The sequence below is a fragment of the Streptomyces sp. NPDC090022 genome (assembly GCF_044748145.1).
Classification (GTDB): Bacteria; Actinomycetota; Actinomycetes; order Streptomycetales; family Streptomycetaceae; genus Streptomyces.
Window position 1 is genome coordinate 217,441 of the sequence record NZ_JBIVFN010000007.1, and the last position, 14,013, is coordinate 231,453.

The following is a 14,013-nucleotide window of genomic DNA, read 5'->3' on the forward strand; positions in this document are numbered from 1 at the left end:
CCCGGCCCCCACACAGCACCGACGGCAACGCACCCTCCTCGATCCACAACAAGCCGTCCGCTGCCTGCCCCACCCCGCCGCGAGCATGCCCCGCACACGAAGAAGCCCCTGCTCATCGAACAGGCACTCCCTTTGCCACAACGCAATCCGACACTGAGAGGGAGCGGACGGACGATGTGGGTTGCGCCGTTGAAACACTGATCAGGTGGTTGCTGCCTGAGCTGTTCCCAGGGCCCCGCTGCAGAGACATTGCAGCGGGGCCCTGGGGGCGTTCGTTGGCACGTCGGTGAGCGCGTACTGCAAATCAGGGGGGCGCTCAGTAGCGTCGGGCCCGCCGCCCTACGCCGCGCCGTGACCCGCCTGGCTGAGGGTTTCGCCGCGAGGTGCTGCATAGGGGCTCGGACGCCGGCGTGGATGGTGGATGCCGGTGCTGCGCCGCCGGGGGTCACCGCCCCGCCATCCTGTACAGCTCCGACACCTCCGCCCCGTACGCCTTCTCTATCGCCCGGCGCTTCAGCTTCAGCGACGGGGTCAGCAGGCCGCGTTCCTCCGTGAACTGGTCCGCCAGGACGCGGAACGTGCGGATCGACTCGGCCTGGGAGACCAGGGTGTTCGCCGCCACCACCGCGCGGCGGACCTCCGCCGTCAGGTCCGGGTCGTCGACCAGCTGGGACGCCGACATCTGGGGCCGGCCGCGCATCGAGAGCCAGTGGGCCACGCCCTCCAGGTCCAGGGTGATCAGGGCCGCGACGTACGGGCGGTCGTTGCCGACCAGGACGCACTGCGAGACCAGCGGGTGGCAGCGGACGTGCTCCTCCAGGGGGCCCGGGCAGACGCTCTTGCCGTTCGACGTGACCAGGATGTCCTTCTTCCGGCCCGTGATCGTCAGGTAGCCGTCCTCGTCCAGCCGCCCCAGGTCGCCCGTGGCCAGCCAGCCGTCGCGCAGCACCGCCTCGCTCGCCCGCGGGTCGTTGAGGTAGCCGGAGAAGACGTGCGGCCCGTGCAGCCACACCTCCCCGTCCTCGGCGATGTGGACGGTGCTGCCCGGGATCGGGCGGCCCACCGTGCCGTACTTCGTGGCGCCCGGCGGGTTCGCGGTGGCCGCCGCGCACGACTCCGTCAGCCCGTAGCCCTCGAAGACCGTGATCCCGGCACCCTCGAAGAACAGCCCGAGCCGCCGCGACATCGCCGACCCGCCCGACATCGCGTGCCGCACCCGCCCGCCCATCGCCTCGCGCACCTTGCCGTACACCAGCTTCTCGAACAGCTGGTGCTCCATCCGCAGCCCCGCCGACGGCCCCGGCCCCGTCCCGAACGCCTTCTGCTCGCGCGCCTCCGCGTACCGCACGGCCGTCTCCACCGCCCGGTCGAAGGGACCCGTGCGCCCCTCCGTCTCCGCCTTGCGGCGCGCCGCCGCCAGCACCTTCTCGAAGACGTACGGCACCCCGAGCACGAACGTCGGCCGGAACGCCGCCAGGTCGGGCAGCAGTTCCGCCGCCGCCAGCACCGGCTGGTGCCCCAGCTTGACCCGCGCACGGACCGCCGCGACCTCCACCATCCGGCCGAAGACGTGTGCGAGGGGGAGGAAGAGGAGCGTGGAGGGCGTCTCGCCCGGGCCGGCCTGGAAGACCGACTCCCACCGCCGCACCATCGTGTCCGTCTCGTACATGAAGTTGCCGTGCGTCAGCACGCAGCCCTTCGGGCGCCCCGTGGTCCCCGACGTGTAGATCACGGTCGCCACCGCGTCCGGGGTGACGGCGCTCCGGTGGCGGTGCACGACGTCCTCCGAGACCACCCGCCCATCCGCCTCCAGCTGCTCCACGGCCCCGGCGTCGAGCTGCCACAGCCGGCGCAGGTGCGGCAGCCGGTCGACGACCGAGCCGACCGTCATCGCCTGGTCCTCGTCCTCCACCAGGCACGCCACGCAGCCGGAGTCGTGCAGGATCCAGTACACCTGCTCGGCCGAGGAGGACGGATAGACCGGTACGGGCTGCGCCCCGATCGCCCACAGCGCGAAGTCGAACAGCGTCCACTCGTACCGGGTACGGGCCATCACCGCGACCCGTTCCCCGAACCCCACCCCCTGCGCCAGCAGGCCCTTCGCGAGCGCCAGCACCTCCGCGCACAGCTGACCGGACGTCACGTCCCGCCACGCCTCACCGGACTTGCGGCCGAGCACCACCCGGTCCGGATCCTGCCGGGCATGCTGGAACACGACGTCGGCCAGACCACCCACCGGGGTGGCCGCGACGACGGGCGGGACGGTGAACTCGCGCAAGGGCCGGCTCCTCCCTCCAGGAACAACCACGTTCCGTACAGCGCCGCGAACGTACAGCACGGGAGGGCCCGGCGGGAGGCTGTCGGGAGATCCGTTGCGAAGCCATCACCACTGGTCAGGGCCGTGGGGGCGGGGCCCCGCCGATCTCCACCGGATCTGCGCGAGCCGTGCACCGCCGCTTCATGGGGACGGGCGCCGGGGCGTCCGCCCGTGTGATCCGGTCCGCCGTCCGGCCCTCCCCGCAGGAATGTCGCCGCCACCGCGGCCGCCCTTCGTGGTCCGCTGGCGAGGCCCGCACGCGCCGACACCGCATACGAGAGGTGGTCGCCCGGTGAAACGATCCCGCGTCCTCGCCGTCGTCGTCCCGTCCCTGCTGCTGGCCGCGACCCTGGGAGCCACGTCCGCGGCGGCCACCCCGCGCGCCCCGTACCTCCCGAACACCGCGGCCACCGACCACGAGACCAAGCCGGTCGTCCCGCACTGCCTGGGCCCCGACGGCGCCGACCTCAACAAGCGCTACCGGGTCACCCAGCGGATCATCGGCCCCGCCGCCTGCCGGACCGCCTTCAACAAGGCGGACTGGGTCCGCGTGGTCCCGGAATGGTCGACCGCCGCCAAAGCCCGCGGCGCGCGCTACCCGGCCGGCTACCGACCGGACCGGAGCAACCCGATCGACGACTTCAACGCCAAGTTCGTCAGCGTCACCTACGTCCACGACATCGGCACGCCGCACGAGCGCAGCCTGACCTACCCCAAGAAGCAGGTGCTGCGCACCGGCTTCACCACGCCCGACGGCCTGCCGTCCTCCGGCATCGTCTCGCCGCCCCTGAAGGCCCTGGGCCTCGGTACGCACACCACGACCGTCTTCGTCGAGCTGCGGGCCGAGCACTGCGACGGCCTGGCCACCGTCCGCGAGGAGAACTGCCTGCCCGCGGGCATCTCCGCGTACACCGGCGACATCCCCATCGACGTCATCCCGCGCCCCCGCGAGATCCGCCCCCACGGCTAGAGCCCGTCTCACGCTTCCGGGTCATTTGATCTTGTGACAAGATCGCCGGATGCTACGACTCACCGACTTCATCATCGACTGCCCGGACACGATGAAGCTGGCAGCCTTCTACTCCGAGGTCACGGGGCTCCCGGTCAAGGAGAGCAGCAACGAGCACTGGGCCGGTATCCGGTTCGGCGACATCGAACTGGCCTTCATCCAGGTGGAGGACTACCGCGCCCCGCAGTGGCCCGACAGCGAGCACCCCAAGCAGTTCCACCTCGACTTCGAAGTCGACGACATCGAGGCCGAACAGCGCCGCGTCCTGGCCCTCGGCGCGACCCTGCAGCGGGACTGCGTCGGGCCCAACGGCTACGGCTTCCGCGTCTACACCGACCCCATCGGCCACCCCTTCTGCCTCTGCCGCAACAAGGGTGTCGTCTGGACCGATCAGGGCCCCAGCTGGCCCACGCCCGACGCGTAGGGTTTCCGCCAGGCGGTTCCGCCAGGCGGTTCCGCCAGGCGGTCTCGCCAGGCGGTCCTGCCAGGCGGTCCCGCCGGGCCGGCCCCGCCGGACGCGTCATGCCGGGCGGCTGAGGCGGTCGCCGCCCGACAGGATGGCCGCCGCCAGCGCCTCGGCCGCCGCCGACGTGGTGCGTCCCCCCGCGGCCCGCTCGGCGGTGCGTCCCTGGAGCAGCGCGAACTCCACCGGCCCCAGCTCCGGCAGTCCGCCCACCCGGACCAGCCCCGGCGGGATCAGGCCGCGGGTGTGCGCCATGACGCCGAGTCCGGCACGGGCCGCCGCGATCAGCCCGCTCAGGCTGCCGCTCGTACACGCGATCCGCCACGCCCGCCCCTCGCGCTCCAGCACCTCCAGCGCGCGGGCCCGGGTGATCCCGGGCGGCGGGAAGACGATCAGCGGAACCGGACGGTCGGGATCCACCCGCAGCCCCTCCGCCCCGATCCACACCATCCGGTCCCGCCACACCAGCCGGCCCCGCTCGTCGCCCGGGCCGCGCCGCTTGGCCAGCACCAGGTCCAGCCGCCCCGCGTCCAGCCGTTCGTGCAGGGTGCCCGACAGTTCCACCGACAGCTCCAGGTCCACCTCGGGGTGCTGGTGGCGGAAGGATTCGAGGATCTCCGGCAGCCGGGTCAGGACGAAGTCCTCCGAGGCCCCGAACCTCAGCCGCCCCCGCAGCCGCGTCCCGGTGAAGAAGGCCGCGGCCCGCTCGTGCGCCTCCAGGATGGTCCGCGCGAAACCGAGCAGCGCCTCACCGTCCTCGGTCAGCTCCACGCTGTGGGTGTCCCGTACGAACAGCGGTCGCCCGGTCGCCTCCTCCAGCCGCCGTACGTGCTGGCTCACCGTCGACTGCCGTACGCCGAGCCGCCCGGCGGCCTGCGTGAAACTGAGCGTCTGGGCGACCGTGAGAAACGTCCGCAGCTGGACGGGATCGTACATACGGGCCAGCCTAGCGCCCGTCATCGCGATACGTGATGACAGTCAGAGTGGTGTACGGGTTTCCCGATCACGGGCGCGTGGGCCACCATGGCACGGGGCACGGGGTACCGAAGGGACGCCACCCCACCGCCCTCGACAGCAAGTGAGCACCGCACCATGCCCAGCCGCCCGCGCACACCCGGCCCGGCGCGCACACCCGGCCCGGCGCGCATACCCGAACCGGCGCGCACACCCGGCCCGGCGCGCACACCCGAACCGGCGCGCGTACCCGGGCCGCGCGGCCCGCGCGGCCTGCGCCTGCCGGCCCGGCTGCCGCTGGACCCGTACGTCCTGGCCCTCCTCGCCACCGTCGGCCTCGCCGCCCTCCTCCCTGCCCGGGGCCCGGCGGCCACCGTCGCGGACGGAGCCGCCACCGGCGCCGTCGCCCTCCTCTTCTTCCTCTACGGCGCCCGGCTCTCCACCCGCGAAGCCCTCGACGGACTGCGCCACTGGCGCCTGCACCTCACCGTCCTCGCCGCCACCTTCGTCCTCTTCCCGCTGCTGGGCCTGGCCGCCCGCGCCCTCGTGCCCGCCCTGCTCACACCCCCGCTCTACAGCGGCCTGCTCTTCCTCTGCCTGGTGCCGTCCACCGTCCAGTCCTCGATCGCCTTCACCTCGATGGCCCGCGGCAACGTGCCCGCCGCCGTCTGCGCCGGCTCCTTCTCCTCCCTCGCCGGGATCCTCCTCACCCCCCTGCTCGCGGCCGCTCTGCTCGGCGGCGACGGCGGCGGCTTCTCCCTCGACTCCCTCCTCGAGATCCTCCTCCAGCTGCTGCTGCCCTTCCTCGCCGGCCAGTTCCTGCGCCGCTGGACCGGCGGCTTCCTGCTCCGCCACAAGCCGGTGCTCGGCCTCGTCGACCGCGGCTCGATCCTCCTCGTCGTCTACGCCGCCTTCAGCGCGGGCATGGTGGCCGGCATCTGGCACCAGGTCGGCGTGGCGCGCCTGGGCGCGCTCATGCTCGTCGAGGCGGCCCTGCTGACGGTGATGCTGCTGGTCACCTGGTACGGCGCCCGGCGGCTCGGCTTCGGCCGGGAGGACCGGATCGCCATCCAGTTCGCCGGGTCCAAGAAGAGCCTGGCGGCCGGACTCCCCATGGCCAGCGTGCTGTTCGGCGCGCAGGCGGCCCTCGCCGTACTGCCGCTGATGCTGTTCCACCAGATGCAGCTCATGGTCTGCGCGGTCCTCGCCCGCCGCCGCGCCCAGGACCCGGAGGCCGCCATGGACGCGGAGGCCGGGACCGACCCGGAGGCAGGGACCGCCCCGGAGGCCGGGACCGACCCGGAAGCCGCCGCGGACGCGGTGGCCGGTCCTCAACTCCCGCGCCCCGGTTCCGAACAGGTCTCCGATACCGTTCGGCGGTGACCTGGATACGCCCCCAAGGGGCCCACGCCGAACGCCCCTGCACCCTGGTGCTCTGCCGCGGCTGCTGCTGCGGCGACCCGCGCAAGAACCCCGGCACCGACCACGCCGGCCAACTGGCCCGGCTGCGCGCGGCCGCAGCCGCCTCCGAGGGTCGCCTGGCCGTCCGTACGACCGACTGCCTCGGCCCCTGCGCCCAGGCCAACGTGGTCGTCGTCCAGCCCACCACGGAGGCCCGCCGGCGCGGCGCCCGCGCGACCTGGTTCGGGTGGGTCCTGGACGACACGGCCACCGACGAGATCATCGACTGGGCGCTGTCGGGCGGGCCGGGCGTCACCCCGCTGCCCGCGACGCTCGACCTCCACCGCATCGAGGCGCCGAAGAACGAACCCCGGGAGGCGTCCCGGCGGGCCGGCCGCACCCGCCGGCGCTGAGCGGCGGGTGCCTTGCCGGTGGCCCGCTCAGCCCACCGGCAGCGCGATGCGTTCCTCGCCCGCGTAGATGTTCATGTCGCCGCCCCGCAGGAAGCCGACCAGCGTCAGCCCGGATTCCAGCGCCAGGTCCACGGCCAGCGACGACGGCGCCGAGACGGCCGCCAGCACCGGAATGCCCGCCATCACCGCCTTCTGCGCCAGCTCGAACGACGCCCGCCCCGACACCAGCAGCACCGAACCCGCCAGCGGCAGCCGCCCCTCCTGGAGCGCCCGCCCGACGATCTTGTCGACGGCGTTGTGCCGGCCCACGTCCTCCCGTACGTCGACCAGCTCGCCCTCCGGCGTGAACAGCGCGGCCGCGTGCAGGCCGCCGGTGCGGTCGAAGACCTTCTGCGCCGCCCGCAGCCGGTCCGGCAGCTCGCCCAGCATCCCGGCGGTGATCCGCACCGGGTCGGCGGCGAGCCCCGGGAAGCGGGTGGCCGTCCGTACCGCGTCCAGGCTGGCCTTGCCGCACAGACCGCAGGAGGAGGTGGTGTAGACGTTGCGTTCGAGCGTGATGTCGGGCACGGGCACGCCGGGGGCCAGCTGCACGTTGACCACGTTGTAGGTGTTGGAGCCGTCCTCGGTGGCGCCCTCGCAGTAGGTGACCGCCCGCAGCTCCGACGCCGAGCCGAGCACGCCCTCGCTCACGAGGAAACCGGCGGCCAGCGCGAAGTCGTCGCCGGGCGTGCGCATGGTGATGGCCAGGGGCCTGCCGTTCAGCCGGATCTCCAGCGGCTCCTCGGCGACCAGGGTGTCGGGACGCACGCCGGCCGCGCCGCCCCGGATCCGGACGACACGCCGACGCTCGGTGACCCGTCCCATGCCGATCAGCCGTCCCCTCGTCCACGCGTGCAGGCAACCCAGGGAGCCCTCGCACCCCTGGGGCGTCCATTGTCCTGTACGCCAGGAAGATCCATGAGACTCTCCAAAATAGGGTGCTCGAATCCTGTCGGGTCACACGCACCCGTACCCACTGGTAGCAGGCGAAGCTGGGTGATCCTGACTCCGCACCTAGGGGGAAACCCGCCCATGACCGCGCCCACGACAGCGCCCACGACCGCGCCCATGACCGGTTCCCGCATCGTGGCGCTCGGGCACTACCAGCCTGCGAAGGTGCTCACCAACGAGGACCTGGCGGCCATGGTCGACACCAGCGACGAGTGGATCCGCTCCCGCGTCGGCATCAGGACGCGCCGGATCGCCGGCCCCGAGGAGCCGGTCGACGAGCTGGCGGCGCAGGCGGCGGGCAAGGCCCTGGCGGGCGCGGGCCTGACCCCCGACGACATCGACCTCGTGCTGGTCGCGACCTCCACCGCCGTGGACCGCTCGCCCAACATGGCGGCCCGGGTCGCCGCCAAGCTGGGCATGGGCGGGGCGCCCGCGGTCATGGACATCAACGTGGTCTGCTCGGGCTTCACCCACGCCCTGGCCACCGCCGACCACGCCATCCGGGCCGGCTCCGCCACCCGCGCGCTCGTCATCGGCGCCGACAAGATGACCGAGATCACCGACTGGAACGACCGCACCACCTGCGTGCTGACCGGCGACGGCGCCGGCGCGGCCGTCGTCGAGGCCACCGCGGAGCCCGGGATCGGCCCGGTGCTGTGGGGCTCGGTGCCCGAGATGGGCCACGCGGTCCGGATCGAGGGCAGCCCGGCCGTGTTCGCGCAGGAGGGCCAGTCCGTCTACCGCTGGGCCACCACCCAGCTGCCGCCGATCGCCCGCAAGGTGTGCGAGCGGGCCGGGATCACCCCCGAGGACCTGGCCGCCGTCGTCCTGCACCAGGCGAACCTGCGGATCATCGACCCGGTCGCGCAGAAGATCGGCGCCGTGAACGCGGTCGTCGCCCGTGATGTCGTCGACTCCGGCAACACCTCGGCCGCGAGCATCCCGATGGCCCTGTCCAAGCTCGTCGAGCGCGGCGAGATCGCCTCCGGCGCCCCCGTCCTCCTCTTCGGCTTCGGCGGCAACCTGTCGTACGCCGGCCAGGTCATCACCTGCCCCTGACCGGCCCCCGCTCCCCACGCCCCGACGCCCCGGCGCCGCCGTTCAGCCGGCGCCGCGGACGGCGCCGGCAGCCACAGCGCCAGCGCCATCCGGCGGCCGGTGCGGTCCGGGGGCACCTGGTTCGTGAGGTGCGCGTAGCCGCCGTACATCCAGAACAGCACCGTGAAGATCAGCAGCACCTGACCGGCGGCGCGCCAGGACAGGCGGTGTCCACCCTCGTACCGGCGTCCGGGAGCGGCGGGTACGGGACGGAAGGGTGCCCGCACGCAGCTGACCACCACTTATACGGGTGAAGAGCACCTCGAACCCCTGCTATTGTTGTCCATGTCGCCGCGGGAAACCGCGAAGACCACCTGGTCCGGGTGGCGGAATGGCAGACGCGCTAGCTTGAGGTGCTAGTGCCCTTTATCGGGCGTGGGGGTTCAAGTCCCCCCTCGGACACCACACAGGAACCCCACTTCGGTGGGGTTCCTTTGCGTTGGGGGCGGGCGCCCGCCGCCCGCGCCTACATCCGGAGCACCAGGAGGCGGTCCCCGGCCGGTTCGAACGGGGTGTACGTCAGCGGCAGCGCCAGTGACGCGGAGCCCTCCTCCGGCTCCGCGCCGAAGAAGTACGCCGCCGCCGCGGCGGGGTCGCTCACCAGGTGCGGGCCCGCCGACACCGCCGCACCCCGCAGCGGCGTACGGAAGATGCTCCGCAGGTGCCGCACGGTCCGCGGGGTCACGGCCAGGTCCGGTTCCGCGGCGTCCGGCGCGCCGTCGGCGTCCGGCGGGATCGCTCCGGTCAGCAGCAGCGCCAGCAGCACCGGAACCGCCTTGCGGCGAAGCCGCCCGGTCGCCGCGCGCAGCCGGTGGGCGTGCGCCGCGGGCAGCGACAGGGCGAGGCTGCCGGCCGCCTCCCCGAGGGCGAGCGGAACGGCCGAGCAGACCACGCCGGGGGAGTACTCGCGCAGATCGAAGACCGGCTCCCCGGGCGCCACCGCGTCCAGAGCGCTGAACAGCGTCCGGCTGTCGGTGATCGTCCGCGAGGTCAGCCGGGCCGGCCGGTGCCGGGCCACGTGGTCGGCCCGCCCGTCGTGGTCGAGCTGCGTCAGCAGGCACTTGCCGACCGCGCTGGCGTGCGCGGCCGTGGTGAAGTCCACCCACTCGTTGACCGGCGGCGTACCGGGCCCGTCCGCCATCTGGGTGATGCGGACCTCGCCCTCGGAGTACCGGCTGAGGTACACGGCCGCACCCACGCTGTCCCGGGCCAGCGCCAGCGTGTGCTGGAGCTGGGCCGGCAGGCCGTGGCCGCCGGGCGCCGCCAGCCGGTCCAGCGCGGGGCCGCGCCCGTAGACGCCCGGGGCCGGCCGGTAGGCGTACTCCTCCTCGCACAGCATCGCCAGCACCGCCCCGAGTTCCGGCCCGGCCAGCCCCGCCTCCCGGCCCAGCTGCCCGCTGCTCACCCCCAGCGGGTGCCGCTCCAGGACCCGTACGACGTCCAGCGCGCGCCGGGCGCGCGCCAGCGCCCGGTCGTCGCCACCGCGCGCCGGCAGCCGTACGGCCCGCTGCGCGGCCGCGGCGAGCGCCGGGTGCCGCAGCGGGCCGGGGGAGGGCCGGGCCGCCGGGGCCACGACCGGAGCGACGTACCCTCCGCCCCTGTCCCTGCTCCCGCCCGCGACCAGGACGTTCCCGCCCGAGCCACCAAGGCCGCCCGAGCCACCAAGGCCGCCCGTGCCGGCGCCGCCCGTGACGGCCGTGGCGGCCGGCCGGAACGCCGGCAGCACCTCCGCCAGGCCCGGGCGCGGCAGCGGCACCGGCCCGAGGTCCTCGTCGTCGTGGCTCTCGACGTACCGCAGGACCGCGGCCTGCGCGCACAGCCGGACCTCGCGCAGCTCGCGCTGGCCGCCGGGCCGGAAGCCCCGGGCGGCCAGCTGTCCGGCCCAGATCCGCGCGTCGTGGTGCTCACCGCGCCGCGAGTGGTCCAGGAAGAGGCAGTAGGCGGCCTGTTCGCCGCCGGCCCCGGCCGCGAACTGCCACCAGAAGCGGGCGCCGTCGCGCAGCCCCGAGAGATGCAGCAGACACGCGAAGACCAGGGCGCCGGCCAGGTCGGTGTGACCGCCGCGGATGAAGGCGCCGAGGCCGTGCCCCGCGTCCGGGGCGCAGACCACGGCCAGGCACACCGCCTTCAGGTCCCGCCGCGCCTGCTCGGCGTCGACGGGGCAGTCGCGCGCGGGATCGCTCCAGCCGCCGCTCCACGGGCAGCGGTGACTGGTGCGGGACCGCAGCAGCCGGGCCTCGGCGGCGGGCAGGTCGTAGCGGACGTAGCGGTCGCGGACCCCGGCCCGGGCCAGGAAGTGGTCCAGGGGGTCCAGGGGGCCGGGGCCGCCGGTGCGGTCGGTCATGAGCCGGGCATCCCGTCACGAGGGGCCGCGAGGAGCCGGGCGAGGCGCCGCAGCGCCTGGCTGAGGTGGGAACGGACGGTGGCCTCCTCGACGCCCATCACGGTGGCGGCCTCGCCCGTGGTGCACTGCAGGCCGTAGCGGAGCAGGACGGCGTCGCGCTGCCGCTCGGCGAGCCGGGAGACCGCGGAGTAGAACTGGATGGTGTCGGTCAGCACGTCGTACGGATCGACGGCGGCGTCCTTGAGGGCGGCTTCGAAGGCGGTGATGTCCATCGGCTCGGGGCGGCGGTTCCGCTTGCGCTGCTGGTCGACTATGCGGTGCTTGAGGACGGTCCAGGCGTACGCCTCGAGGCGGTCCATGTGGAGCATGCGCAGCCACTCGTTCATGATCGCGTCGAAGGTCGCGTCCACCGCGTCCTCGGCATCGGCGTCCGAGCCCAGCTGGAGGTAGGCGAACCTCATGTACGCGGGCCGCCGGTCGGCGTGGAAGGCCCAGTACGAAAGGCGTGCCGTGGCATCCCACTGGCTCATCGGCGTCGGCCGTTTCCGCCGGCTGGGCAGTCCCACCGCCCCACCCGACTCTTCCGGTCCGCCATCGCTCACCGTTCCACCTCTCCCCTTGTGGCACTGGAGGCGCTCGCCTCCAACCATTCCAGCGTTTGGGAGGGCCGTAGTGTGCAGAGAAGAATGCCGGTGACATTACGTTCGGTGATGGCCGTTCGGTGATCGCCTTCGACCGTGCGGCAGCCCATGTCGTCCTGATGCATATGCCCTTGGTGCTGTCCCGGGAGTGCGCCGGGAATGCCCCGGGTCGGCGGCGCCCGGCTCCGGCTGTAGCATGGGCGAGCGCGAGGGTCGTGACGCAGAGGTCACAGTCCTCGCTTTTGCGTTACGTCCACCCCTCGAAAATGCGGCACACGGCCTCCGGGCGGTTCGATACGATGAACCGGATCACAATCCGTTACGTACCGCACATATGAAATGGAGCATCCGAGGATGGCTCGACACCTGATCACCAGCGCGCTTCCGTACATCAACGGGATCAAGCACCTGGGCAACATGGTCGGGTCGATGCTTCCGGCGGATGTGTACTCCCGGTACCTCCGCCAGCGCGGCCACGACGTCCTCTACATCTGCGCCACCGACGAGCACGGCACCCCCGCCGAGCTCGCCGCCAAGGAGGCCGGGCTCTCGGTCGCCGAGTTCTGCGCGCAGGCGCACGACGCGCAGAAGGCGGTCTACGACGGATTCCAGCTGTCCTTCGACTACTTCGGCCGCAGCTCCTCGCAGCAGAACCGCGAGATCACCCAGCACTTCGCGCGCCGCCTGCACGAGAACGGCTTCATCGAGGAGCGCGCGATCCGGCAGGTCTACTCGCCGGTCGACGGCCGCTTCCTGCCGGACCGCTACGTCGAGGGCACCTGTCCGCACTGCGGCTACGACAAGGCCCGCGGCGACCAGTGCGAGAACTGCACCCGCGTGCTGGACCCGACCGACCTGATCGACCCGCGCTCGGCGATCTCGGGCTCCACCGAGCTGGAGGTCCGCGAGACCAAGCACCTCTTCCTGCTCCAGTCCGAGCTCCAGCACGAGGTCGAGGCCTGGGTCGCGCAGCACGAGGACGAGTGGCCGCAGCTGGCCTCCTCCATCGCGCGCAAGTGGCTGACCGAGGGCCTGCACGACCGCGCGATCACCCGCGACCTCGACTGGGGCGTCCCGGTCCCGGCCGACACCTGGCCGGAGCTGGCCGCCGAGGGCAAGGTTTTCTACGTCTGGTTCGACGCCCCCGTCGAGTACATCGGCGCCACCAAGGAGTGGGCGGACGCCGAGCCGGAGACCCGCGACTGGAAGTCCTGGTGGTACGAGGCCGCGGACGTGCGCTACACGCAGTTCATGGCCAAGGACAACGTCCCCTTCCACACCGTGATGTTCCCGGCCACCGAGCTCGGCGTGCGCGAGCCGTGGAAGATGGTCGACTATGTCAAGGCCTTCAACTGGCTGACGTACTACGGCGGCAAGTTCTCCACCTCCCAGAAGCGCGGCGTCTTCACCGACCAGGCGCTGGAGATCCTGCCGGCCGACTACTGGCGCTACTTCCTCATCGCCAACGCCCCCGAGTCCGACGACTCGTCCTTCACGTGGGAGCACTTCACCGCCACGGTCAACAAGGACCTCGCCGACACCCTCGGTAACTTCGTCAACCGCGTGCTGTCCTTCTCCCGCAAGCGCTTCGGCGACGAGGTCCCCGCCGGGAACGCCGCCGGGGAGGCCGAGGCCAAGCTGGGCGCGCAGATCGCCGAGCTGCTGGCCGAGTACGAGGGCCACATGGAGACCCTCCAGTACCGCAAGGCGGCGGCCGCGCTGCGCGCCCTGTGGTCGGCGGGCAACTCCTACCTGGAGGAGAAGGCCCCCTGGCTGGAGATCAAGACCGACCCGGAGGGCGCCGCGCTCACGCTGCGCACCGCGATGAACCTCATCCACCTCTACGCGGTGGTCTCCGAGCCCTTCATCCCGGCCTCCGCCGCCGCCATGCGCTCGGCCTTCGCGCTGGCCGACGACACGGCGACGTGGGTGACCCCGGAGCAGGCCAGGGCCCTGGACGCGGTCCCGGCTGGCACCCCGTTCACCGTGCCGCCGGTGCTCTTCGCCAAGATCACCGAGGAGGACCTGGAGTCCTACCGCGAGCGCTTCGGCGGTGCCGAGGCCTGACGGCCGCCCGCGTACGGTGCGAGGGGCGCGATCCGCGAGGGTCGCGCCCCTCGCGCATGCCCGCCGTCCCGCGCCGGTTCACGTGTGCTTGACCTCAAGCGTGCTCGAGGGCGGAGGCTCGGTGCGGCAACCGTGACCGCGAGGAGGCACCCCATGAAGGCCATCGTCCTGCCCGACGCCCGTCCCGATCTCGCCCGCCCCGGTGTGGGCGTCGTCAAGGCCGGCACCTGGCGGTCGGCACCCCGCAGCGTCAGCGGGCCGCCGTCGACGCCATCGCCGCCGCCTGGCGCGGCCGGAACTGGCCGGCGGCCGGACT

The 14,013-nt window shown here is 73.0% G+C and carries 10 protein-coding genes, 1 tRNA gene and 1 pseudogene; 7 read left to right on the plus strand and 5 right to left on the minus strand.

The annotated features are described in order from the left end of the window. Nucleotides 1-445 precede the first annotated feature (445 nt). Complete coding sequence (locus ACIPXB_RS16880; protein WP_401450072.1) at nt 446-2,278, minus strand: AMP-dependent synthetase/ligase; 1,833 nt, start codon at nt 2,276-2,278, stop codon at nt 446-448. A 331-nt stretch (nt 2,279-2,609) separates the two neighbouring features. On the opposite strand from ACIPXB_RS16880, the gene ACIPXB_RS16885 reads away from it, so the two are divergent. Continuing rightward, on the plus strand, nt 2,610-3,287 hold the full coding sequence (locus ACIPXB_RS16885) for a hypothetical protein (RefSeq protein ID WP_401450075.1): 678 nt from the start codon (nt 2,610-2,612) through the stop codon (nt 3,285-3,287). 49 nt (nt 3,288-3,336) lie between these two features. Next, nucleotides 3,337-3,750, plus strand: a complete 414-nt coding sequence (locus ACIPXB_RS16890) for a VOC family protein (RefSeq protein ID WP_401450077.1) — start codon at nt 3,337-3,339, stop codon at nt 3,748-3,750. A 96-nt stretch (nt 3,751-3,846) separates the two neighbouring features. Here ACIPXB_RS16890 and ACIPXB_RS16895 read toward each other — a convergent pair whose 3' ends face one another. Next, entirely contained in the window at nt 3,847-4,725 is an 879-nt protein-coding gene (locus ACIPXB_RS16895; RefSeq protein WP_401450080.1) for a LysR substrate-binding domain-containing protein, read from the minus strand. Nucleotides 4,726-5,034: 309 nt separating this feature from the next. On the opposite strand from ACIPXB_RS16895, the gene ACIPXB_RS16900 reads away from it, so the two are divergent. Both ACIPXB_RS16900 and ACIPXB_RS16905 read left to right on the plus strand, forming a co-directional pair. Beyond that, entirely contained in the window at nt 5,035-6,126 is a 1,092-nt protein-coding gene (locus tag ACIPXB_RS16900; protein WP_401450217.1) for a bile acid:sodium symporter family protein, read from the plus strand. Beyond that, a complete protein-coding gene (locus ACIPXB_RS16905; RefSeq protein ID WP_401450081.1) occupies nt 6,123-6,557 on the plus strand; it encodes a (2Fe-2S) ferredoxin domain-containing protein in 435 nt (144 codons plus the stop codon). Before ACIPXB_RS16900 ends, ACIPXB_RS16905 begins: the two co-directional genes overlap by 4 nt. 27 nt (nt 6,558-6,584) lie before the next feature. On the opposite strand, the gene fdhD is transcribed toward ACIPXB_RS16905, so the two are convergent. Beyond that, nucleotides 6,585-7,421, minus strand: coding sequence for a formate dehydrogenase accessory sulfurtransferase FdhD (fdhD, locus tag ACIPXB_RS16910; protein WP_401450083.1), 837 nt, complete (start codon nt 7,419-7,421; stop codon nt 6,585-6,587). A 243-nt stretch (nt 7,422-7,664) separates the two neighbouring features. Between fdhD and ACIPXB_RS16915 the strand changes: the two genes are divergently transcribed. Both ACIPXB_RS16915 and ACIPXB_RS16920 read left to right on the plus strand, forming a co-directional pair. Further along, nucleotides 7,665-8,606 carry a beta-ketoacyl-ACP synthase III gene (locus ACIPXB_RS16915; RefSeq protein WP_401450220.1) on the plus strand — a complete coding sequence of 314 codons (942 nt, stop codon included), beginning with the start codon at nt 7,665-7,667 and terminating at the stop codon, nt 8,604-8,606. Between the two features lie 356 nt (nt 8,607-8,962). After that, nucleotides 8,963-9,050, plus strand: a tRNA-Leu gene (locus tag ACIPXB_RS16920). Between the two features lie 340 nt (nt 9,051-9,390). Here the strand turns inward: ACIPXB_RS16920 and ACIPXB_RS16925 are convergent. Then, nucleotides 9,391-10,140 (minus strand): annotated as a pseudogene (locus ACIPXB_RS16925) (IclR family transcriptional regulator C-terminal domain-containing protein); the annotation flags it as partial. Between the two features lie 845 nt (nt 10,141-10,985). Next, on the minus strand, nt 10,986-11,519 hold the full coding sequence (locus ACIPXB_RS16930; RefSeq protein WP_401450085.1) for an RNA polymerase sigma factor: 534 nt from the start codon (nt 11,517-11,519) through the stop codon (nt 10,986-10,988). Nucleotides 11,520-11,984: 465 nt separating this feature from the next. Between ACIPXB_RS16930 and metG the strand changes: the two genes are divergently transcribed. Further along, nucleotides 11,985-13,697: a methionine--tRNA ligase gene (gene metG / locus ACIPXB_RS16935; protein WP_401450087.1), complete on the plus strand. Its 1,713-nt coding sequence runs from the start codon at nt 11,985-11,987 to the stop codon at nt 13,695-13,697. Nucleotides 13,698-14,013: the final 316 nt, after the last annotated feature.